Origin of the sequence: Aeromonas sp. 600886 (assembly GCF_049174935.1) — a bacterium.
GTDB classification, from domain to species: domain Bacteria; phylum Pseudomonadota; class Gammaproteobacteria; order Enterobacterales; family Aeromonadaceae; genus Aeromonas; species Aeromonas veronii_A.
The window spans coordinates 100,935-123,630 of sequence record NZ_JAAKUB010000005.1; the positions used below are offsets into that span (position 1 = coordinate 100,935).

Genomic DNA, 22,696 nt, shown 5'->3' on the forward strand with positions numbered 1-22,696 from the left:
TCATAGCGAAACGGCAGCACGACTTCCTGTTATTTGTGTTATGAATCATTAATATAGACTGCTTTACCCGCCTCCCTGCCCTGTTTTAGGCTAGGGCCACCTCTTCTGAACGGAAACGAGCCTCATGTTGCAACGCCTGCTCACCCTCTTGCTGCTCTCCCTTATCTTGTTGTCGCCAGCCGTGCGCGCCGATGATGCCATTGCCCAGGCCGAATCCCTGTTGCAGAGCGTGCCCAAGAGCGATACCCCGGAAAACCAGAAGCTGCGGGAGAGCTACCAGCAGGCGCTGCAATTTGCCAGAGAGGCCGAGCGCTACCGGGAGCAGAGCAAAGCCTATCAGCAGATCCTCATCGATTACCCCAAGGAGTCGGCGCGCCTCAAGGAGAGCCTGCACAACTATCAGCCCGCAGCTCGCCCGCAGCTGGCGAGCCTCAAGGAGGAGGCGCTGCGCCAGGCCATAGGTCTGAGCAGCAACCGTCAGCTCAACCTGCGCAAGGAGCGGCAGGGGGTGATGGATAGCCTCAACCAGCTGGAGAGCACCGGGCAGGAGTATCACCTGCGGGTGGACGATCTGCGCAAACAGCTGCAACTGACCCGCAGCCAGCTGGAGCGACTGAGCTTCAGCAGCGAATCGGATCGCCAGCAGGAGGCACAGCTGCTGCTGACCAGAATGAAGGAGCAGAGCCTCTCCGACCGGATCCAGATGCTGGAGCTGGAGCAACTCTCGGCCCAGCAGCGCAACGATCTCGGCAAGCTGAGACTGCAGGAGCTCAATCTGGCTATCGCCGACGAGGATGAGTGGCAAGCCAGCCTGCTTACCCAGCAGAACCAGCTGCGTAGGGAGAAGACCGAGCAGGCGCTGGAGGAGAGCGAACGGCTGCGCAAACAGCTCACCACCGACATGCCGCTGCTGCTGGAGCAGCAACAGCAGAATCAGGCGCTCTCCATCCAGCTCGGCACGCTGGAGGATCAGATTGAGCGGGTGCAGGACGAACAGCGCACTGTCGACAAGAATCTGTTTGAACTGAATGAGCTGGTCAACTCGGTACGCGAACAGCTGGAGTGGCTGCAGATCAGTAATGCCTACGGCGAGAACCTGCGCAGCAAACTCTCCGATCTGCCTCCTCAGTTCCCCCTCGACAAGCTGGAGTCCGCCATCGTCAGCGCCCGCATGGCCAAGTACCAGTACGAGAGCGAGCAGGATGGGCTCAAGGATACCCGCCAGCTGCGCGACAAGCTGATGGCCGAAGAGGAGGTGACGCTCGATCGGCCGCAGCAAGCGGTGCTCGACAACCTGCTCAAGGCCCGGCGCCAGCTGCTGACCCGGCTCAACGACGCCTCAGACACCCTCATTCAGGAGCAGACCCGCCTCAAACTGCTCTACAGCCGTCAGAACAGCAAGATCGACGAGATCCGCGAAATAAGCGCCAGCCACCTGTTCTGGATGCCGGATGTGCGCCCCTTTACCCCACAGGTGATGATCGGTATTCCTGCCGCGCTGACACTGGCCTTCAACCCGGACAACTGGTTGCAACTGCCCTATGCCATCGCCGAGAACAGCCCGCTGAGCCTCACTCTGGCCGGTATTGGTCTGCTGGTGCTGGCCTGGAGCTGGTTCAAGTTGGCCCGTCACCTGAGCCTCTATTGCGACCATATTGCGCCGCGGATCGGCAAGGTAACTCAGGACAAATTCAGCCTCACCAGCCGCTTGCTGCTGCGCTCCCTGCTTGCCGCCCTCCCCTTGCCCGCCATGGTGCTGATGGTGCGCGGCCTGCTCGAAGGGGCCTGGCAATACCCGTTTGCGGTGGCTGTGGCGCGCGGCCTTGGCGAGATCTGGTTTCTGCTGCTGGCGTTGGTGATGGCCCGCCATCTGACACTGGAGAGGGGGATTTTGATCCACCACTTCCGCTGGCCCCGGGAACAGGTGCAAAAGGTATGGGGGCAGTTTCGCACCCTGCTGCTGGTGCTGATCCCGAGTTTCTTTGTGCAGGGGATGGCCAACAGCTATCAGGAGCACGCCTTCTACGACTCCCTCGGCCGGATGGCCTTCATGATCGGTGCACTCTGGCTGCTGCTCTTCTTTGCCCGTCTCAACCGGGAGCGATTGCCGCTCACCTGGGGCCAGACCGACATGACCAAGCCCCATCTGCTGCACCACTTCATCTGGAACAGCCTGATGCTGGCGCCGCTGCTGGCGGTGATCGGCGCCCTGTTTGGCTACTTCTATACCTCGCGCACCCTGCTGCGCCAGCTGGAGCTTAGCCTGCTGATGGGGCTGGGTTGCCTGCTGGTCTACTATCTGGCCAGACGCTGGATGCTGATCCAGCGCCGCCGCCTCGCCTTCGAGCGTGCCAAGAGCAAGCGGGCCGAGATCCTGGCCCAGCGCGGCCGGGAAGAGGGGCATGACGAGCTCAGCTCCGAGACCCCGGACGTGGTGGAAGAGACTGAGCTGGATCTCGATACCATCAGCGCCCAGTCGCTGGGACTGGTGCGCACCCTGCTGATGCTGGGATTCACCATGCTGGTGGTGGTGCAATGGTCGGATCTCAACTCCGCCTTCAGTTTCCTCAGCAATATCGAGGTGTGGCAGGTGAGCAGCAAGATTGGCGGCATCGAGCAGCTCTCCGCCATCACCCTGCAGGATCTGATGCTGACCGCCTTCGTTTTCATTCTGACCGTGGTGACTGCCCGCAACCTGCCAGGACTGATGGAGCTGACCCTGCTGCAACACCTCAGCCTCTCCCCGGGTACCGGCTTTGCCCTCACGACCACCAGCAAGTATCTGGTGATCCTGATCGGCGCCCTCACCGGCTTCTCCATGCTCGGCATCGACTGGTCGAAGACCCAGTGGCTGGTCGCCGCCCTCTCGGTGGGGTTGGGTTTCGGTCTACAGGAGATCTTCGCCAACTTTGTCTCCGGCCTCATCATTCTGTTTGAGAAGCCGATCCGGCTCGGTGACACCGTCACCATCCGCGATCTCACCGGCACCGTCACCAAGATCAAGACCCGGGCCACCACCATAGTGGATTGGGATCGCAAGGAGATCATCGTGCCCAACAAGGCCTTCATCACCGAGCAGTTCATCAACTGGTCGCTCTCCGATGCCATCACCCGGGTCAAACTGCGGATCCGGATCGGCCTGACCCGGGATCCGAAACTGGTGCAGCGCATTCTGGAAGAGTCCATCCAGGCATCGACCCTGGTATTGGAGACGCCGACGCCCGAGGTCTTCCTGATCGAATTCACCGACTCGGCACTGATCTACGAGATCCGCCTCTACGTCAACAACATGGATCACCGGATGCCCATCACTCACGAGGTTCACTCGCTGGTGCTGGAGAAGATGCAGCAGCAGGGACTTACCCTGCCCCATCAACAGATCGACATTCACCTGAGCCGCGGCTGATCCGCGAGGTAAAAGGAGCAGAACATGCAGATTATTGCCCATCGTGGCGCCAGCGGTCTGGCACCGGAGAACACCCTCAAGGCGATGGCAAAAGCACTGACGCTGGGAGTCAGTGCCATCGAACTGGATGTACAGGCAGCAGATGACGAGTTATGGGTATTTCACGATCGGAGGCTGGAGCGTTGTACCAACGGCAAGGGGGTGCTGACTGAACAATCACGAGCCTATCTGGAGCAACTCGATGCCGGTGAGGGAGAGGTGATCCCGACCCTGTGGCAAGTGATGGAGATTATCGCCGGACGCTGCGAGCTGCATATCGAGCTCAAGGGTGCCGATACCGCTAACGCAGTGGCATCCCTGACCCGAAGGGCAGAGGCCGAGCTTGGTTTTACCCCAGAGCAGTGGGTGGTTTCGTCCTTCCATCACCCGGAGCTGGCCCGATTTGCCGCCTTGCGGCCCGATATCCGCCTCGGCGCCCTGACCGCCAATCTGCCACTCAACCTGGCGCTGTTTGCTGATGAGCTGGGGGCCTGGTCACTTAACTGCGACGTGGATTTTGTCGACCGGATACTGGTGGAAGATGCACATCAACGCGGATTAAGGGTTCTAGTTTATACCGTTGATTATCATGAAGATTATGAAAAACTAGCCAGCATGGGGGTCGATGGAATCTTCACCAATCGTCCAGATCGTTTCCTGTAGCCACCTGACAAGGATACACATATGGATAAGCTCTGATTTAGGCACTAACTTTAAATAGCTGATCGGGATACAAAGAGTTCAACTTCAGCCGATAAGAACAGGCACATAACAATAACCAGTTTCCACACACTCAGACTGACGCTCACAAGGATGTAACTATGAACTTATCGATTAAAAACAAGCTGGTCCTGGCTATCGGGGTCATCATTCTGGTGATCACCGGGATACAGGTCTGGTACAACACCTCGCAACTGCGCAGCGAGACCCAGCGACTGGTCTGGAACATCATCGACGAAAGCTCCATGGCCAACGTCAAGGGGATCTCCCGCTGGGTCGACTCCCGGATCAGCATGGTCAGCACCACCAAGGAAGCATTCGCCAAAGAAGACGAACCCATCAGTCATCTGGCCCAGTCCATGAATGCCGGTGGCTTCGACCTGGTCTATGCCGGTACCGCAGACGGCAAGATGATCCAGAGCAAACCAACCGATTTGCCCGCCGGTTATGACCCCCGTCAACGCCCCTGGTACAAGGACGCGGCCGCCGCAGGCAAGCTGGTCATCACAGCCCCCTATGCCGACATCTCCACTGGCCAGCTGATTGTCACCATTGCCGAGCCGTTCCAGCGTGGCAACACCCAGGGGGTCATCGCCGGTGACGTCTCCATCAGCTCACTGATCTCGGACATTCTTGCGGTCACCACCGAGGGCACCTACGCCATGCTGGTGGACAGCAATGGCACCATCATCGCGCACCCCGATGCCTCCCTGAGCCTGAAACCCGCCACTGCGTTAGCCCCTGAGTTGACCGCATCTTACATCAACCAGATAGCTCATGACGGTACGATCAACGAGCTGGTGATCAGCGGCAAGAAAGAGGTCTTTGACTTTAACGCCATCCCCAATACTAACTGGTATTACGGCATGATGGTTGATGAGGATACCGCCTACCAGTCGGTACGCAACATGGTCACCTCTTCCCTCATTCAGGGGCTTATCACCATACTGATCGTGGCAGGCTTCTCCTATGTCGCCATCAACGGCTCGCTGGCCCCTTTGAAAACCCTGGGCGAAGCGATTGCCGATCTCTCCCGTGGCAACGGCGATCTGACCCGCCGGATCAAGATTGAACGTGAGGATGAAGTAGGCGCGGTTGCCAAACACGTCAACACCTTCATCGAGCGGATCCATGTGATGGTGCAGGATATCTCCAACTCCTCCGGCCAACTCAATCAGCAGGCCAAGTCCTCCCACAGCATGGCGGAAAAGGCCAATCAGGGGCTGGCACGCCAGCAAAACGAGATCTCCCAGATCGCCACTGCAGTACACGAGATGTCGGCCACCGCGGTCGAGGTCGCCAGCAACGCCGAGCAGACCGCCGAAGCGGCCCGCAGCTCCTCCAGCAGCTGCGAGCATGGCAAGCAGGTGATTGCCCGCAACCAGCGCTCCATCACCGATCTGGCCACCCAGGTGGAACAGGCCTCCAACATCATTCAGGAACTGGAAAAAAACGCTCAGGAGATCAACACCATCCTCTCCACCATTCAGGGCATCGCCGAGCAGACCAACCTGCTGGCACTCAACGCCGCCATCGAAGCGGCACGTGCCGGTGAACAGGGTCGCGGCTTTGCGGTGGTTGCCGACGAGGTGCGCGTCCTGTCACAGCGTACCCACAGCTCCACCGTCGAGATCCGCAATATGATCGAAACCCTGCAACGCAATACCCAGGGGGCGGTCAGCACCATGCACGAAGGCCAGCTGCTGGCCCAGAACAGCGTGGATGACGCCAACAACGCCACCCATGCGCTGGAGCAGATCACCACCTCGATCAACCAGATCTCCGACATGGCGACCCAGATCTCCAGCGCGGCTGAAGAGCAGCGGGCCGTCACCGATGAGGTAAGCCGCAACATTCAGGCGGTGAAAGATGTCTCGGACGAACTGGCAGTGGATGCAGACAGCTCACGCCATCTCTCTGAACAACTTAAAAATATTTCGGGTGAACTGAGCAATCAGGTCGGTATGTTCCGCATTTGAGGATGAGCAAAAGGGGCCGTACAGGCCCCTTTTATTTTTCTAAATAGCGCTTAATTTTCAGTGAGTAATCTCACATTACCTGCCAAATACCCCGCCTTGAAATCCTTGTAATTCGTCTGGAATTATCAGATCACCGCCGTGGTCACCGCAGCACTTCGGATTACCTATTTCTATCCGAATAGATAAATGCCAATAATTATCATTAAAAAATTACAATAAAAAACTTAAAATTTTTTTCGCGAGTACCTAAAAAGAGAGGTGATTCGCATTTTATTGAAAGAAAACTACGTACAATCCAGAAGTTAAAGTGCTCGTAGCTAGGTGTTCAACTGCTCAGTAACACCAAAAAATGACGATAATAACGACATTTTCATCCAGGGATTTGGGTGTTTTATAGAAAAATAACCAATAAAAAGGGAATAAAACCTAGCAGTTTGACTTGCATCAAGCCTGAATTTTTTTCATAGAGCAAAATCGTGCCCAGCAAATCTATCCCTAAGGAGGCAGATGTGGATATTATCAAGACCGATGTGGCCATCATCGGTGCTGGCGGTACCGGCTTACGCGCCGCTATCGCTATAGCCGAATCACAGCCAGACCTGGACATCGCCCTGATTTCCAAGGTTTACCCGATGCGCAGCCACACGGTTGCTGCCGAAGGCGGCGCCGCCGGTGTCGTCCGTGATGACGACTCCCTCGAAAACCACTTCAACGACACCGTCTCCGGTGGTGACTGGCTGTGCGAGCAGGACGTAGTGGAATACTTCGTCAACAACGCGACCAAAGAGATGATCCAGCTGGAGCACTGGGGTTGCCCCTGGAGCCGCAAGCCGGATGGCAAAGCCAACGTGCGTCCGTTTGGTGGCATGAAGGTTCCCCGTACCTGGTTCGCCGCTGACAAATCCGGTTTCCACATTCTGCACACCCTGTTCCAGACCTCCGTCAAATACCCGAGCATCAAGCGCTTCGACGAGCATTTCTGCCTTGATCTGATCGTGGATGACGGCCGCGTTCAGGGCGTACTGACCTTCGACATCCAGAACGGTATCACCCGCTTCATCCAGGCCAAATCGGTGATCGTGGCAACCGGCGGTGCTGGCCGTGTCTATCGCTACAACACCAACGGTGGCATCGTCACCGGCGACGGCATGGCACTGGCCTACCGTCACGGCGTACCGCTGCGTGATATGGAGTTCGTCCAGTATCACCCGACCGGTCTGCCGGGCACCGGCATCCTGATGACCGAAGGTTGTCGTGGTGAGGGTGGCGTCCTGCTGAACAAGGATGGCTACCGCTACCTGCAAGACTACGGCTTGGGCCCGGAAACCCCGATCGGCCAGCCGAAGAGCAAATACATGGAGCTGGGTCCGCGCGACCGCGTTTCCCAGGCATTCTGGCAAGAGCAGCAGAAAGGCCGCGTCATTCAGGGCCCGATGGGCGATGTGGTTCACCTCGACCTGCGTCACCTTGGCGAGAAGTACCTGAAAGAGCGTCTGCCGTTCATCTGCGAACTGGCCAAAGCCTACGTCAACGTGGATCCGGCCAAAGAGCCCATCCCGGTACGTCCGACTGCCCACTACACCATGGGTGGTATCGAGACTGACAACAAGTGCGCCACCCGTCTGCCCGGCCTCTACGCCGCGGGCGAATGTGCCTCCGTCGGTCTGCACGGTGCCAACCGTCTGGGTTCCAACTCCCTGTCCGAGATCGTGGTATTCGGCAAGCTGGCCGGTGAGCAGGCAGGTGAATTTGCCAAGACTCAGAAGCATGGCAACACCGAAGCGCTGGCCGCCAAGGCCGAGGCGCTCATCAAGCAGCACCTCTCCCTGATGGACGTAGACGGTACCGAAAACCCGGCCGATATCCGCAACGAGCTGGGCATGTCCATGGAAGCCGGCGTCGGTATCTACCGTACCGAAGAGCTGATGCAGGGCACCATCGACAAGATCAACGAGCTAAAAGCCCGTTACAAGAAGGTCAAGATCAACGACAAGTCCTCTGTCTTCAACACCGATCTGCTGTACGCCATCGAACTGGGCTACATGCTGGACGTGGCTGAAGCCATGGCGCACTCCGCCATCAATCGTAAAGAGTCCCGCGGTTCCCACCAGCGTCTGGATGGTTACGAAGAGCGCGATGACGTGAACTTCCTCAAGCACACGCTCTCGTTCTACAAAAATGGCGAAACGCCCTCCATCGATTACTCCGATGTGAAGATCACTAAGTCCCAGCCGGCAAAACGCGTGTACGGCTCCGAGGGTGAGAAACAAGACGAGGCTAAGAAGAATGGCTGAGATGATTGAAATTGAGATCCTGCGCTACCGTCCGGAACAGGATAACGAGCCCTGGATGCAAACCTTCCAGGTGCCATACCAGAGAGAGATGTCTCTGCTGGACGCCCTGCAGTACATCAAGGATCACCTGGACTCTACCCTGAGCTTCCGCTGGTCCTGCCGAATGGCGATCTGCGGCTCCTGCGGCATGATGGTCAACGGTGTGCCCAAGCTGGGTTGCAAGGCGTTCCTGCGCGACTATCTGCCGGGCAAGATGACCGTCGAGCCGCTCAACAACTTCCCGATCGAGCGCGATCTGGTGGTCGACATGTCCGACTTCATCGAGAAGCTGGAGAGCATCAAGCCCTACATCATCCCGAGCGAGCCGCGCAGCCTGTGTGATGGCGAGTACATCCAGACTCCGGCCCAGATGGCGCAGTACAAGCAGTTCTCCCAGTGCATCAACTGTGGTCTCTGCTACGCGGCCTGCCCGCAGTACGGCATCAACAAGAAGTTCACCGGCCCGGCGGCACTGGCTCTGGCCTATCGCTACAACGTCGACAACCGTGATGCCGGCGCCAAAGAGCGTATGCGCATCATCAGCCAGGACGAAGGCGTCTGGGGCTGTACCTTCGTGGGCTACTGCTCCGAAGTGTGCCCGAAAGGCGTCGATCCGGCGGCGGCCATCCAGCTTGGCAAGGTCGAAAGCGCCAAGGACTACATGATCGCCATGTTCAAGCCAGATTGAGAGCAGGATTGAGACCATGAACAACACTGATAGCAAACGTAAACCTTACGTCCGCGAAATGAAGAAAGACTGGTGGCTGAAGAACGCCTTCTACACTGGTTACATGATCCGTGAAGGCACCAGTATCTTCGTCTCCATCTACGCCGTTGTGCTGATGTGGGGCCTGATGCGCCTGGTTCAGGGTCAGGAAGCGTTCAACGGCTGGCTGGAATCCCTGCAAAGCCCGATCGCCATCCTGTTCCATGTCGTCGCTCTGGCGGCGTGCCTGTTCCATGCCAAAACCTGGTTCGCCCTGGCGCCGAAAGCCATGCGTATCTTCCGTGGTGAAGACCTGGTACCGGAGAAGCCGATCGTTCTCGCCCAGTATGTGGCGCTGGCGGTGGTGTCCCTGCTTGTCCTGATCATCGTGGCCTGAGGAGAAAACAATGAGACGTTCTGACGAACCAATTTACTGGGGTCTGTTTGGTGCGGGTGGCATGGTCGTTGCCATGCTGCTGCCGGTCATTGTCCTCATCACCGGTCTGCTGGTGCCCATGGGCATCATGGACGTGGAAACCATGAGCTATGACCGCGTGCACGCGTTCGCCAGCTCTTGGTGGGGTGCCTGCATCCTGCTGGTGATCATCGCCCTGCCAATCTGGCACGGCATGCACCGTATCTACCACGGTCTGCACGATCTGGGGATCCACACCACCAAGCTGCACCACTATGTGTTCTATGGCTTTGCCTTCCTGGTATCTGCCATTACCGTCGGTCTGCTGATGGTACTGTTGTTCCAGTAATCACACCGACTGATTGAGAAAACCGGGCACTGTGCCCGGTTTTTTTATCCTCCTGAACAGGTGAAAAGGGCCAGCCGGATTGCTCAGGCTGGCCCTTTTCACCTGAATTTCCTGATGAGCACCTACTCCATCGGTGGCAAGAAACGGCGCATCACCTCGTCGGCATGCCCCCCTTCCTGAAACGCCACCAGCGACTGATTGAGGATGTTCACCAACTGGTGGCCGCGGGGGGAACCCTTGCTCACCAGCAGATAGAACCCCTTGCGGCTGGGCAGGGCAAGATTGAGCAAACCGCTCTCGCTGCGGTAGATGCCAAGGCTGATGCCTGCCACCAGAGGTTCGATTTCGCTTGGCAGAAAGTCGCAGCGATCCCGCTCCAGCATGTCGAGCGCCTGCTGCAACTGTTTGACCCGGCGTGGCTCCTGCGCAAGCCCGTAGGGGGTGTAGTTGTAGCCAATCACCCCGCACACCCGGGAACGATTGACCGTCTGCAGATCCGGCGGTTCGGGGTAGCGGCGCTTGAGATAGAAGAAACCGAGGTGGGTGTAATAGAGGGGTACGCTATAGAAGGCAAACTCGGCCCGCTCCGGCTTGTAGCTGGCATCCCAGGTCAGCTCGCACAGACCGTTCTGGTGATAATCCGCCAGCTCCTGCTGCACCCGCGCCCAGGGCAGATAGCGGATCTGGTGCGAGAGCCCGCTCTGTTGCAGGGCATCGAGCACCAGCGTCGTCGCCGAACCGGTCAGGCGGCTGGTATCGGGCACTCCGTCCTTGCGCTCCCAGTAGGTAAAGGGGGCCCACTCGTTGCCCTCCCCCAGACAGATCTTCACTGGCGGCTCTTGCCCCCATAGCGCGGGGGACAAGATAGCCATCGCCAATCCCGCCCACCATGTTCCTGCTCGTTTCATCTCCCGCTCCCGAACTGTTTATCCCTCTTGCAGCTTAGCCCAGAAGGGATAGATCTCACTTTGCAGGGGCGCTTTCATGCCACAACGCCAGCAAATTGGCCGGAATGGCACCATAACGGAGCTGCGGTGTCTGGTGCCAGTCAGCCAGCTTTTGCAGGGCTTTCGCCAGATCCTGTGCAAGCGTGCGGGTCACTCTCACCCCGGCTTCCAGATAGAGGCTCTTGATCTCGAAGATCCCCTGCTGACGATGAGCCTTGGCATCCATTCTGCCCACCAGCTTGCCGCGATGGAGCAAGGGCAACACGAAGTAGCCGTATTGGCGCTTGGGGGCAGGGGTGTAGCACTCGATGCGATAGTCAAAATTGAACAGTTCACTGGCCCGCTTGCGATCCCACACCAGCGGGTCGAACGGCGACAAGGCTGTGGTATGGGTTGCCTTGAGGGTGCCCGCCTGCGCCCTTGCCAGCTCATCGGCCAGCGAGGCGTGCACAAAAGCGCCGTGCTGCCACCCGTCTACCCGTACCGGCAGCAGTTCCCCCTCGTCCGCCAGCTGATGGAGCAGGGCGTCATATTTGCCGCGCCGCAGCCGGTAGTAGTCCGCAACCCAGCCAGTTTTGACCAGCCCCAGCGCCCGGCAGCTGGCGCGCACCATATCCCGTTGGGCCTGCTCGACGCTCGGCAGATCCCGCTGGTCGCTCCACTCGGGGAGCACCCGTTCGGCGAGATCATAGACCCGCTGAAAGTTGCGCCGCTCCCGTACCATCAGCTGACCAGTGGTAAACAACACCTCCAGATGGCGCTTCTCCGGCTTCCAGTCCCACCAGCCGTTCCCCTTGCCGGTTGTGCGTTCAAAGTCAGCCGCCCGCACCGGACCATGCTGGCGAATACGCTCGATCAGCTGGCCAATCTCCTGCTGATGGGTGGCAAGCCAGTTGGCCGAAAACTTCCAGCCCATGGCGGCAGGGTCGAGCATCCGATGGCGCAACAGCCGGTAATCCTCGCGGGGCACAAAGCAGGCCTCGTGGGCCCAATATTCGAAGATCTCGCCGTCGGCCAGCAGCTGCTCCAACCAACGCGGTTCGTACTGGCCAAGCCGGCTAAAGAGCACCAGATAGGGGCTGCGCGCCACCACCGAGATGGTGTCTATCTGCAGCAGCGCCATGCGGCGAATGGTGGCCAGCAGATCGGCCGGGGTCGCCTTGCTGCGACGGGGGGCCAGCAGCCCCTGCGCCGCCAGTTGCAGATGACGGGCATCTTGCAGTGATAAATGGGTAATCGACATCAACAACCGCTCCCTGGTATATGACCATCGCGCGCCCGGCGGATGGCCAACAAAACCGGAGGAGGCACCACGCTGGCATGCCTCCCCGCCCTTGTGTGCCTGCGCCGCTATGAGTGGGCCGGGGGCAAGACCAGCTGATTGACCACCAGCATGATCTCTTGATAAGTGGCCTCTACCGTCTCGGGTGTCGGCTCCAGAATAAGGTCATCGGCATAGCCGTTGATGAGGGAGGTGATCTGACGCGCCAGTCGCTGGGCATCGCCCGCCACAAACTCGCCGCTGTCGATCCCCTTTTGCAGGATCTGCTCCAGCACCTCGCGCCACGCCAGAATGATTTTGCGGTAGCTCTCGGCAAATACCGGGTCGCGCAGTGACTCGTTCCAGGCATCCAGATAGATGGCCCAGGAGGCATCCTGACTGGTCGGCAGGTTGTCCCGCACAAAGAGCGGCAACGCTTCGCGGGCTGGCAGCGGCAACAGCCACTCCCGCTGCTCGGCTATCTCCTGACTGGTGAAACGCTCCACGGCGCAGAGGCAGAGCTCCTTCCAATCCTTGAAGTAGTGGTAGACGTGGCTGCGCGCCAGACCGGTGCGCTCGGCAATATCACGGGTTGACGATGCCGCCATCCCCTTCTCTCGAAACAGGGCCAGTACGGCCTCGATGATCATCTCTTTGCGCTGTTCTGCTGATGGGCGTGCCATCTGACCTCCTGCGATATCCATCGATCTGCTTGACTTTGAGCAGTCGCTCAAACAAACTTTGAGCACTCGCTCAAACTTAGCGTTTCCGACATCTTAGGAGATAACCCATGACAACACCAACCACTTCGGCAGCCAGTTGCGACGAGCAGGCCACGCCGTTGCCACACTCGGCCGGTCGTTCGCTGGGGGCGATTGCGCGGGCCAATCCCCTCAAGCTGGCGGGCACCTTCTCGCTGGTGGCCCTCGAAAACATCCTGCTGGTGGTCTATCCCCTGTTCGCCGGCTTTGCCATCGACGCCATCGTCAAGGGCCAGTGGCTGCAGGCCTCGAGCTACGCCCTCATCGTGCTGCTGTTCTGGCTCATCGGCGCCCTGCGCCGGGCGGTCGATACCCGCACCTTTACCCATATCTATGCGGCACTGGCGGTGCCGGTGATCCTGACCCAGCGCCAGCAGCAGGAGGGGCAATCTACCATAGTGGCGCGGGTCACCCTGGCGCGGGAGTTTGTCGACTTCTTCGAGAAACATATCCCGATCCTGGCCACCAGCCTGATCTCCATCGTCGGGGCGGCCGTGATGCTAATGGTGATCGAGTTCTGGGTCGGCATCGCCTGCATGGGGGTATTGCTGCTGTTCGGCCTGCTGCTGCCCGGCTTTTCGCGCAAGAACCAGCTGCTGCACGAGCGGCTCAACGATCGGCTGGAACACGAGGTCAAGCTGGTCACCCATGCCCAGCCAGCCTCGCCCGCCACTACCGCGCGCTGGCCTGGATCCGCATCCGGATTTCGGATCGGGAGGCACTCGCCTTTCTGGCGGTCGGCATCAGCGCTTCCCTGCTGTTCCTGCTGGCCATCACCATGCTGATGGCCCAGCCCCAGGTCTCGGCAGGCCATGTCTATGCTGTGATGACCTCCCTCTGGAACTTTGTCACCAGCCTGGATGAAGGGCCCGGCCTTGCAGATCAGCTGGCCCGGCTGAGAGACATAGGCCGCCGGGTCAACACCGCCCAACCCGATGAAATGATTTGATATTTTTTATCTGTAACCGGAGTAGAAGATGAATCCGACCACCCTTTGCCAACGAGCGTTGACCATGTGCATCAGCTGTTTTTTCCTCGCCGCCTGCGGCCCCAAGACGAGCGACTTTGAGCCCAACACCAGCTACTGGTTCAAGGAGAAACCGGCAGAGGAGAGCGCCCCGCTGGCGCAAGACATGAAGGTGGATATCGCCATCATAGGTGGCGGCTACAGCGGCCTCTCCAGCGCCTGGCATCTGGCCAAGGCCAACCCGTCGCTCAAGATCGCCATCTTCGAAGCCAGGCAGGTGGGCAGCGGCGCCTCGGGCCGCAACGGCGGCATGGTATTGCCGGGCTCAGAGGTGATGGATCTCTATGAGGAGGGGGAAGCGAGCAAACGTCACTACGATCTCACCGTCGCCAGCATGCGCAAGCTGCAGGCGCTGGTCGCCTCAACCGGCGTCGAGGCCGACCTCAAGCTCGATGGCTATGTGGAGGCGATCCTCGATGAGGAGGATATCGCCGAGTACCGCGACTATGTAAAAACCGCCAATCGCCTCGGCATCCCGCTCCAGTACTGGAACGCCGATACTACAGAGGAAAAACTGGGCACCGACCGCTACGTGGGGGCGGTCTACGACCCCAATGGCGGTCAGGTACACGCCATGAAACTGGTCAATGCCCTGCGCAAGGCAGTGGAGCAGGCGCGCGTCACCATCTACGAGCAGAGCCCAGTAATGGGGATCAAGGAGGGCAAGCAGATCGAGCTAAATGTGGCCGACAAGTACAAGGTGACCGCCGACAGCATAGTGCTGGCGACCAACGGCTATACCTCAAAACTTGGCTACTTCAGCGGCCGGGTCTTTCCGGTGCACGCCCAGAGCGCAGTCACCGAGCCGCTCACCAAAAAGCAGCTGGCCGCCATCCAGTGGCAGAGTCGGGTGCCCTACTACGACACCCGCAACATCCTGTTCCATCTGGTATTGACCCCGGATAACCGTATCGTCATCGGTGGCGGCAATGCCGAGTACGTCTTCAACGACGGCCTCAACTACAAAGGCGATCTTAACCGGGTCAGCGAGATGATGATGACCGAGCTGGTGACCCTCTATCCGGCCCTCAAGGGGATCAAATTTGAGCAGGTGTGGGACGGGGTTCTCGGCATGACCGGCGACAGCACCGAAGCGGTGGGGGTAATGGGGGAGCACAAGAACATCTACTACGCCCTCGGCTACAACGGCCACGGCATCAACCTCTCCTTCCTGTTTGGCGACATCGTGGCCAGCCTCTATCAGGGCAAGGAGCACCCCTGGTTCAACCACGCGGAGCAGAGTCTGCCGATGTGGCTGCCGCCAGAGCCGTTCAAGTCAATCGGCGTCAAATCTGCCCTGATGTACTACCAGTGGCAGGACAAGGGCTACAAGGAGTAGCGCCGGGCGAACCCGACGAGTAACAGACGAAGGCACGCCTCAGGGCGTGCCTTTTTGCAATACCGCCACATCGGCGTGGGGGAAGCTGAGCTCGGCCTGCCAGCTGGCGGCCAGCACCTGAAACGATGCCTCGGCAAAGAAGACGATGTGGGTCGGGTCGTGGCGATAGCGCCAGTTTTTAAAGCGCTCGTCACTGAGCACCCGCTGGGTCTGCAGCACCAGCAGGCCACCGGGCTTGAGGCAATCCCACAACTGCGCCAGCACCGTGCGCGGCTCGGCAATATGCTCGATCACCTCGGTACTGGTGATGAAGTCATACTGACGCGTCAGCAACTCGGGAAAGTCGGCATAGAACTTGTCATACCCAACCATGTCGTAACCTGCCTCGCGTCCCATCGCCACCAGCGCAGGGCCGGGACCGCAGCCAAAATCGAGACCACTGGCAGGTAGCGGCACCCGCGCCAGCACTTCGCCAAAAGCCCGCATCAAAAAAGTGCGATAACGGGGATCATCCACCCGGTTGTCGTGACCGTCATAGACCGCCTTCTCCGCCGCCTCATCCAGATGATCCGTCTGATCCAGCCAGACCAGCTCGCACGCGAGGCAGCGATGATAGCGTTTGCCCGCCACCGGCAGGGGATAACTGCGATGGCTGGCACACAGGGGGCAGCTGACGGTGGATGACATGGCGGTTCCTCTTGGGGGCTTCCTGTTGGATAACAGCGGCGCAGATTGCCTGCCCGCTGCCTCGCTGACAACTTTTTTTGCTCCTTAAGGGTTTCTTAAGTTTGCCCTTTTACTCTCAAACCATCGCAAGAGAAGGAGTCACCCATGACCATCGAGATCCAGGCCCCCTACCGATTGCTGCTAGCCAAGTCCCCGCAGCAGGTCATGGCGCTGCAAACCTATATCCAGGCCGCCTACACCCTCGAGTTCAACGCCCGCATCCCCCATTTCCTCCCCTGTCTGCTGGGGCTCTATCGGGCGGACGGGACGCTGGTCGGTGCCTGTGGTCTCAATCATGCCAGTGAGGGGCCTCTCTATCTGGAACAGTATCTGGAGCAACCCATCGAGGCCGCCATCAACACCCGCCTCGGGGTCTATCCGGCACGCAACCGCATTATCGAAGTGGGCAATCTGGCCTGCAGCGAACCGGGCAATGCCCGACTGATGTTCGCAGCCCTGTGTCGTCTGTTGTGTGAAAACGCCCTCGACTACGTGGTCTTTACCGGCACCGCCAAGCTGCGCAACAGCTTTGCCCGCCTGCAACTCAACCCGGTGGAGCTGGCCCCTGCACAGGCCCATCAGGTGGGTGCCGACGCCGATGCCTGGGGCGAGTACTACCGTTGCCAACCCAAGGTGATGGTGGGCGACATCAATCAGGGGCGCGAGGTGCTGGCCCAGCGCAGCCTGCTGCTCAATCTGCTGGCCCCCATGCCGACCCTGTTTGACGATGCCGGCGAGAGCAGTGATAACCAGACCCATCAAAAAAGGTGCGCCCAATGAGCCTGTTCGACGCCATCGCCAAACATGCCCACGAGGATCCGCAATCCCCTGCGCTACTGAGCGGCCAGCAGCGTCTCGATTACCAGACCCTGTGGCAACAGATCCAGCGTCTGGCCAGCCAGCTGCAACAGCTCGACATCAGCCGTCTGGCGCTGCAACTGGACAACGGCCTGCCCTGGGCGCTGCTGGATCTCGCCTGTACCCGAGCCGGTATCGTGGTGATCCCGGTGCCCCACTTCTTCAGTCAGGCCCAGCAGGCCTGGTTGCTGGAGAGCAGCGGCGCCGATGCGCTGGTGGGCCCATATCATCAGGGGTGGCATGCCGCCGAGCCGCTCTCGCTGATCACCGGCGAGCTGCCGCTCTGGCGCTATATCCCGGCCAATCGACCGGCGCTGCCCAAGGGCACTGCCAAGATCACCTACACCTCCGGCACCACGGGCCAGCCCAAGGGCGTCTGCCTGTCACTGACCCAGATGATGGCGGTAAGCCATGCGTTGGCCGAGCGTGTCGCGCCAGCCAAGGTGGAAAAACACCTCACCCTGCTGCCGCTGGCGACCCTGCTTGAGAACATCACCGGTCTCTATGTACCGCTGCTGACCGGCGCCTGCAGCCGCATTCCGTCCCTCGGGGAGCTCGGTTTCACCGGATCCAGTTCGCTCAATCCAGCCATGCTGGGGGAGGCCCTGCTGCGCTGGTCGACCCACAGTCTGGTGCTGGTGCCCGAACTGCTGCGTTTGTTGCTGGCGCTCTGCACCAGCACCCCGACGCTGGCCCAGCAGCTCAAGAGCCTGCGCTTTATTGCCGTCGGTGGCGGCAAAGTAGCACCCGACCTGATCAAACACGCCCGCCAGCTCGGCCTGCCGGTATATGAGGGATATGGCCTCTCGGAGTGTGGCTCCGTGGTGGCGCTCAACAGCCTGGATGCTGACAAGCCCGGCAGCGTCGGCCGCCCCCTGCCCCACTGTCAGATCACTATCGCCAGCGATGGCGAAATTATGGTGAGCGGCAGTGCCATGCTGGGCTATCTCGGCAGCAACGAACTGACTCCCGAACAGATCGCCACAGGCGATCTGGGTCATCTGGATGAAGAAGGCTACCTCCATATCACCGGGCGCAAGAAGAATGTCCAGATCACCGCCTTTGGCCGCAACTTCTCGCCAGAGTGGGTGGAAGCCGAGGCCCAGCTCTGCCCTGCCATCGCACGCATCGTGGTCTTTGGCGATGGTCAACCCGCCAACGTGGCGCTGATCCAGCCCCTGCCGGGGAAAGAGGCGGATCTGCCACGCCAGATCGCAGGCCTGAACCAGCGGCTGCCCGATTATGCCCGGCTGCACCACTGGTTGCCGGTGGCGCTGGATCAACATCCCGGCCTGCTGACCGCCAACGGGCGCCCCCGTCGCAACGAGATTTACCAACACTTTTCCCGGCAAATCAGCCAATGCCTTACAGGAGAATCGTCATGAGCTTCTATCAGACTCTGCAACAAGCCACTGCCAGTGAGCGTGAGCATCTGTTCAACGCCCCCATCATCGAAGCCTGTCGCCATGGCGATATCAGCCGTGACACCTATCTCGCCTTTCTGGCGCAGGCTTACTACCACGTGCGCCACACAGTTCCACTGCTGATGGCCACCGGCGGCAAGCTGGGTCAGGAGTACGAGTGGGTGCGCGGCGCCATTGCCGAGTACATCGACGAGGAGTATGGCCATCAGGAGTGGATCCTCAACGATATCCGCGCCTGTGGCGGCGATGCCGAGGCGGTGCGCCACGGCCAGCCGGGGCTACCCATCGAGCTGATGGTCGCCTTCCTCTACGACCAGATCCAGCGCGGCAACCCCATGGGTTTCTTCGGCATGGTGCAGGTACTGGAAGGCACCAGCGTGGCCATCGCCCTCACCGTCGCTGATCAGCTGAAAAAGGGTCTCGGCCTGCCACCCCAGGCGATGAGCTACCTGAGTTCCCACGGCGCCCTGGATCAGGAGCACCTCAAGTTCTTTGAATCCTTGATGGATCGGGTCGAGAGTCCGGCGGATCAGGCCGCCATCATCCACGGGGCCAAGGTGGTCTACCGCCTCTATGGCGAGATGCTCTACAACCTCACCGCCACACCGTAAGTCGGCAGCAGACAGCAAAAAGGGAATCCATACCATGAACCTTGAAGGGAAACTCGTGCTGCTCACCGGCGCCAGCGGTGGCATAGGTGAAGAGCTGGCGCAGGAGCTGGCCGCCCAAGGGGCACACCTGCTGCTGCACGGACGTCGCGGCCCGGCACTGGAGCGGCTGTGCAAGTCACTGCCCCACCCCGAGCGCCATCAGGTGGTGCTCGCCGACCTCGGCTCAGCACAGGAGCGGGCCAAGCTGTTGCAACACCCTGCGCTGGAGGACGGGATCGACATCCTGATCAACAACGCTGGCTGCAACCAGTTTGCCTGGCTGGAAGATCAGAGCTTCGAGCAGGTGGAGCGCCAGCTGCTGCTCAATATCGAGGCGCCCATCCAGCTCACCCGTGCCCTGCTGCCAACCATGCGCAAGCCGGGGATCATCATGAACATGGGCTCGAGCCTGGGCAGCATCGGCTACCCCGGTTACAGCGTCTACTGCGCCAGCAAATTTGCCCTGCGCGGCTTTAGCGAAGCGCTGGGACGGGAGCTGGAGGGGAGCGGCATCAAGGTGCTGCATTTTGCCCCACGCGCCACCCGCACCAAACTCAACTCCGAGGCCGCCTACGAGATGAATGCGGCGCTCGGCACCCAGACCGACAGCCCGCAGGAGGTGGCCGAAGAGGCGGTCATCGCCCTGTGCAACGAAACCCGCCGCAGCTGGCTCGGCTGGCCGGAAAAACTGTTCGTGCGGCTCAATGCCCTGCTGCCCGGCATTGTCGACAAGGCGCTGGCCAGACAGCTGCCGATCATCAAACGTTATGCCCGTCATCTTCAGCCAGGGACGGCTGATGCTGGCGCCAACAGTGCGCCACAACCAGACTTGTCCCGCCCGATCCCGACCAAGAAGGAGCATTAATATGAATTTTTCCCGTCAATCAGTGACCTCTTGTGCCATCGCCATCCTGCTGGGTTCCACCTCGGTTATGGCCGCGGATGATGCCCTCATCCCCATCCAGCAACAGTGGGCCGTCTGCCAGTACCAACAGAGCGGCAAGGCGAAAGAGAGCTGCCTCGAAACCCTGAGCACCCAAGCCGAAGCGACCAGCGCCAAGGAGCCTTTTCGCGCCGATCTGCTGATCTGGTCGGCCATCGTCAAGAGCACCTGGGCTGGCGCCAAGGGCGGGCTGGGAGCGCTGGGGCTGGTGAAAGAGGCCAAAGCCAAGCTGGAGCTGGCACTCAAACAGGATCCAAAGGCGCTGGATGGCTCCGCCTATACCAGCCTGGGCTCCCTCTACTATCAGGTGCCCGGCTGGCCGGTCGGCTTTGGCGATGACGAAAAGGCAGAGCAGCTGCTCAAGCAGGCGCTGGCCATCAATCCCGATGGCATCGACCCCAACTTCTTCTATGGCGACTTCCTGCTGGATCAGGGGCGCAAGGCCGAGGCCAAAACCTATCTCGACAAGGCGCTGGCCGCCCCGGCCCGCCCGGGTCGCGAAGTGGCCGACGAAGGGCGCAGAATGGAGATCCGCGATCGGCTGGCCAAGCTATAAAACCCTGATGGATCAAAGAACTATTTAAACTCTGCCCACCAGCTTGCATACTGGTGGGCAGGGTTGTTTATGCCACGGCACGCCCTGGCGCTGAGCCAGATCGCCACACCCAACAAACAGGGAGAAAAGAATGCGGATCCTGCTGGTGGAAGATGATGTGATGCTGGGGGATGGTATGCAGGATGCACTGCGCCATAGCGGCTACACGGTGGACTGGCTGCAACAGGGGTTGCCCGCTCTGGCAGCCCTCAAGAGCGACGAGTTCGCCGCCCTGATCCTCGATCTCAACCTGCCCGACATCGATGGCCTCAGCCTGCTGCGCAAGTTGCGACGTGAAGGACACCAGCTGCCTGTGCTGATCCTCACCGCCCGCGATGCGCTGGACGATCGGGTGGTCGGCCTCGATGCCGGCTCCGACGACTACATGGTCAAGCCCTTCGCCCTGCAGGAGCTCAACGCCCGCCTGCGCGCCCTGGTTCGTCGCAGCAAGGGGCAGGCTCAGGCGGTACTGGAGTATGGCGACATCCTCATCTATCCAGAATCCCAGCAGGTCACCTATCAGGGGGAGGCGGTCAAACTCACCCCCCACGAATACAAGCTGCTGCAGGAGCTGATCAGCCAGAGCGGCCGGGTGCTGAGCAAGGATCAGCTGCAACAGAGCCTCTACGGCTGGGATGAAGGGGCCGAGAGCAACGCGGTAGAGGTGCATATCCACCATCTGCGCAAGAAGTTCTACAGCGACCTTATCCGCAATATTCGCGGGGTCGGATACATCATTCCCCAGCTCGAACAGCCAAGCCGGACACCCGCACGATGAAACGTCCCCGCTCCATTCGCCGCTTTCTGCTCACCGGTATCCTGACGCTGGTGAGCCTGAGTCTTACCATCAGCGCCTTTATCGGCTACATGGAGGCGAGCCACGAAATGGAGGAGCTGTTTGATGCCCGCCTCGCCCAGTCGGCGCGCATCACCAACCAGCTGCTGGCCCGCTATATGGCCCAGCAGGGGCAGTTGCCCGCCAATGGCACCGTCTATCAGGAGTGGGAGGCGCAGAACCCCGATGAGTGGCAAAAAGATCCCAGCCTCAACCTGACCGGCGAAGATCGGGAGATCACCCCCTACGGCCACGAGTTCGAACGCAATCTCTACTTCCAGCTGCTCGATGAAAAGGGCGGCCTGCTGCTGCGCGCCCCCAGCGCCCCGGAGCAGCCGCTGGTCACCTTGGCTATCGGCTTCGACACGGTCGAAAAAGATAATCACCAGTGGCGCACCTTCACTCTCTACAACCAACAGGAGCAGACCTGGCTGGTGGTGGCCGAGCGGGACGACGAGCGCAGCGAACTGGCCAGCAAGATGGCCACCCTCACCATGCTGCCGCTGCTGATCACCCTCCCGTTTCTGCTGGCCCTGCTCTGGTGGCTCATCACTCGCGGGCTGGCCCCCCTGCGCCAGCTGGCCCAGGCCATCAGCGAGCGTCACCCCGCCAACCTGAGCCCCCTCAGCCTCAAGATAAGCGCTCAGGAGCTGACGCCTCTCACCAACGAGATCAACCGGCTGATGCAGGCACTGGCGGAGACCATAGAGCGGGAGAAACAGTTCACCAACGAGGCGGCCCACGAGCTGCGCACCCCGCTGGCGGTGCTGCGGATCCACAGTGAAAATGCCCTGGCTGCCATTGATGACGCCAGTCGCCAGCAATCCCTGCACAAGATGTTGCAGGCCCTCGACCGCAGCGATCGGCTGATCCGCCAACTGCTGACCCAGGCCCGTATCGACAACCAGCAGGGACTGGTACTGACTGAGCTGGAGATAGGCCACCTGCTGCAAGGCACCCTGGCAACGCTTGCTCCTATCGCGCTCAAGAAGGATCAGCAGCTGTCGCTGGAGTGTGAATTGCCGCTGCTGGTGATGGGGCAGGCCACCCTGCTCGAGCTGCTGTTCAGCAATCTCATCGACAATGCGCTGCGCTATACCCAGCCGGAGGGCGAGATCAGGGTGCGGGTACTGCGAGAGGTCAACCGGGTGAGGGTAGATGTGAGCGACAATGGCCCCGGCATTCCCGCCAACGCCTTGCCCCGGCTGTATGAACGCTTCTTTCGGGTCAATCCCCAGCAGGGGGATGGCGTCGGTCTCGGCATGGCCATCGTCTCGCGCATCGCCCAGCTGCACGGCGCCGATCTCGATGTCCACAACCGACCGGAAGGGGGGTTGGAGGTGAGTGTGCTGCTCCCGCTGCCGCCGGCAAGATAAGTAAAGA

The 22,696-nt window shown here is 60.1% G+C and carries 20 protein-coding genes and 1 pseudogene; 17 read left to right on the forward strand and 4 right to left on the reverse strand.

Annotated features, from left to right (window positions below):
* Nucleotides 1–124: 124 nt before the first annotated feature.
* From mscM to frdD, 7 genes are all read left to right on the forward strand, one after another.
* The gene (gene mscM, locus G5179_RS05760; RefSeq protein ID WP_421258035.1) at nt 125–3,406 is read left to right on the forward strand and encodes a miniconductance mechanosensitive channel MscM; all 3,282 of its coding nucleotides are present in this window, start codon (nt 125–127) and stop codon (nt 3,404–3,406) included.
* Nucleotides 3,407–3,430: 24 nt separating this feature from the next.
* On the forward strand, nt 3,431–4,108 hold the full coding sequence (locus tag G5179_RS05765) for a glycerophosphodiester phosphodiesterase (RefSeq protein ID WP_216953048.1): 678 nt from the start codon (nt 3,431–3,433) through the stop codon (nt 4,106–4,108).
* Nucleotides 4,109–4,266: 158 nt separating this feature from the next.
* Nucleotides 4,267–6,144 (forward strand): methyl-accepting chemotaxis protein, encoded by a 1,878-nt coding sequence (locus G5179_RS05770; protein WP_216953047.1) that lies wholly within the window; start codon nt 4,267–4,269, stop codon nt 6,142–6,144.
* A 509-nt stretch (nt 6,145–6,653) separates the two neighbouring features.
* Nucleotides 6,654–8,438 carry a fumarate reductase (quinol) flavoprotein subunit gene (gene frdA, locus G5179_RS05775; RefSeq protein WP_005335056.1) on the forward strand — a complete coding sequence of 595 codons (1,785 nt, stop codon included), beginning with the start codon at nt 6,654–6,656 and terminating at the stop codon, nt 8,436–8,438.
* Nucleotides 8,431–9,165, forward strand: coding sequence for a succinate dehydrogenase/fumarate reductase iron-sulfur subunit (locus G5179_RS05780; protein ID WP_005335057.1), 735 nt, complete (start codon nt 8,431–8,433; stop codon nt 9,163–9,165). Before frdA ends, G5179_RS05780 begins: the two co-directional genes overlap by 8 nt.
* 16 nt (nt 9,166–9,181) lie before the next feature.
* Nucleotides 9,182–9,580, forward strand: coding sequence for a hypothetical protein (locus G5179_RS05785; RefSeq protein WP_005335058.1), 399 nt, complete (start codon nt 9,182–9,184; stop codon nt 9,578–9,580).
* Between the two features lie 10 nt (nt 9,581–9,590).
* Entirely contained in the window at nt 9,591–9,947 is a 357-nt protein-coding gene (gene frdD / locus G5179_RS05790; protein WP_227342095.1) for a fumarate reductase subunit FrdD, read from the forward strand.
* A gap of 122 nt (nt 9,948–10,069) precedes the next feature.
* On the opposite strand, the gene G5179_RS05795 is transcribed toward frdD, so the two are convergent.
* The 3 genes from G5179_RS05795 to G5179_RS05805 all read right to left on the reverse strand — a co-directional run bounded on the left by G5179_RS05795 (nt 10,070) and on the right by G5179_RS05805 (nt 12,838).
* Complete coding sequence (locus G5179_RS05795; RefSeq protein WP_421258036.1) at nt 10,070–10,819, reverse strand: substrate-binding periplasmic protein; 750 nt, start codon at nt 10,817–10,819, stop codon at nt 10,070–10,072.
* A 91-nt stretch (nt 10,820–10,910) separates the two neighbouring features.
* Nucleotides 10,911–12,137 carry a winged helix-turn-helix domain-containing protein gene (locus G5179_RS05800; RefSeq protein ID WP_421254227.1) on the reverse strand — a complete coding sequence of 409 codons (1,227 nt, stop codon included), beginning with the start codon at nt 12,135–12,137 and terminating at the stop codon, nt 10,911–10,913.
* A gap of 107 nt (nt 12,138–12,244) precedes the next feature.
* Nucleotides 12,245–12,838 (reverse strand): TetR/AcrR family transcriptional regulator, encoded by a 594-nt coding sequence (locus G5179_RS05805; RefSeq protein WP_421254228.1) that lies wholly within the window; start codon nt 12,836–12,838, stop codon nt 12,245–12,247.
* 107 nt (nt 12,839–12,945) lie between these two features.
* On the opposite strand from G5179_RS05805, the pseudogene G5179_RS05810 reads away from it, so the two are divergent.
* From G5179_RS05810 to G5179_RS05820, 3 genes and pseudogenes are all read left to right on the forward strand, one after another.
* A pseudogene (locus G5179_RS05810) lies at nt 12,946–13,667 on the forward strand (ABC transporter six-transmembrane domain-containing protein); the annotation flags it as partial.
* A 27-nt stretch (nt 13,668–13,694) separates the two neighbouring features.
* Nucleotides 13,695–13,865 carry a hypothetical protein gene (locus G5179_RS05815; protein WP_421258072.1) on the forward strand — a complete coding sequence of 57 codons (171 nt, stop codon included), beginning with the start codon at nt 13,695–13,697 and terminating at the stop codon, nt 13,863–13,865.
* Nucleotides 13,866–13,893: 28 nt separating this feature from the next.
* Nucleotides 13,894–15,282: an NAD(P)/FAD-dependent oxidoreductase gene (locus G5179_RS05820; protein ID WP_421258037.1), complete on the forward strand. Its 1,389-nt coding sequence runs from the start codon at nt 13,894–13,896 to the stop codon at nt 15,280–15,282.
* A gap of 39 nt (nt 15,283–15,321) precedes the next feature.
* On the opposite strand, the gene G5179_RS05825 is transcribed toward G5179_RS05820, so the two are convergent.
* Complete coding sequence (locus tag G5179_RS05825) at nt 15,322–15,969, reverse strand: class I SAM-dependent methyltransferase (RefSeq protein WP_421258038.1); 648 nt, start codon at nt 15,967–15,969, stop codon at nt 15,322–15,324.
* 144 nt (nt 15,970–16,113) lie between these two features.
* Here G5179_RS05825 and G5179_RS05830 point away from each other — a divergent pair, with 144 nt between their 5' ends.
* The 7 genes from G5179_RS05830 (at nt 16,114) to G5179_RS05860 (ending at nt 22,689) form a co-directional block, all read left to right on the forward strand.
* The gene (locus G5179_RS05830) at nt 16,114–16,788 is read left to right on the forward strand and encodes a thermostable hemolysin (RefSeq protein ID WP_106842811.1); all 675 of its coding nucleotides are present in this window, start codon (nt 16,114–16,116) and stop codon (nt 16,786–16,788) included.
* Complete coding sequence (locus G5179_RS05835; protein WP_421258039.1) at nt 16,785–18,251, forward strand: AMP-dependent synthetase/ligase; 1,467 nt, start codon at nt 16,785–16,787, stop codon at nt 18,249–18,251. Before G5179_RS05830 ends, G5179_RS05835 begins: the two co-directional genes overlap by 4 nt.
* Complete coding sequence (locus G5179_RS05840) at nt 18,248–18,901, forward strand: TenA family transcriptional regulator (RefSeq protein WP_266134327.1); 654 nt, start codon at nt 18,248–18,250, stop codon at nt 18,899–18,901. The genes G5179_RS05835 and G5179_RS05840 overlap by 4 nt, the downstream gene beginning before the upstream one ends.
* A gap of 34 nt (nt 18,902–18,935) precedes the next feature.
* Complete coding sequence (locus G5179_RS05845) at nt 18,936–19,805, forward strand: SDR family oxidoreductase (RefSeq protein WP_042082681.1); 870 nt, start codon at nt 18,936–18,938, stop codon at nt 19,803–19,805.
* Nucleotide 19,806: 1 nt separating this feature from the next.
* On the forward strand, nt 19,807–20,439 hold the full coding sequence (locus G5179_RS05850) for a tetratricopeptide repeat protein (RefSeq protein WP_421258040.1): 633 nt from the start codon (nt 19,807–19,809) through the stop codon (nt 20,437–20,439).
* Between the two features lie 130 nt (nt 20,440–20,569).
* The gene (locus tag G5179_RS05855; protein WP_005335091.1) at nt 20,570–21,256 is read left to right on the forward strand and encodes a response regulator; all 687 of its coding nucleotides are present in this window, start codon (nt 20,570–20,572) and stop codon (nt 21,254–21,256) included.
* Nucleotides 21,253–22,689, forward strand: a complete 1,437-nt coding sequence (locus G5179_RS05860; protein ID WP_421249398.1) for an ATP-binding protein — start codon at nt 21,253–21,255, stop codon at nt 22,687–22,689. Before G5179_RS05855 ends, G5179_RS05860 begins: the two co-directional genes overlap by 4 nt.
* Nucleotides 22,690–22,696 lie beyond the last annotated feature (7 nt).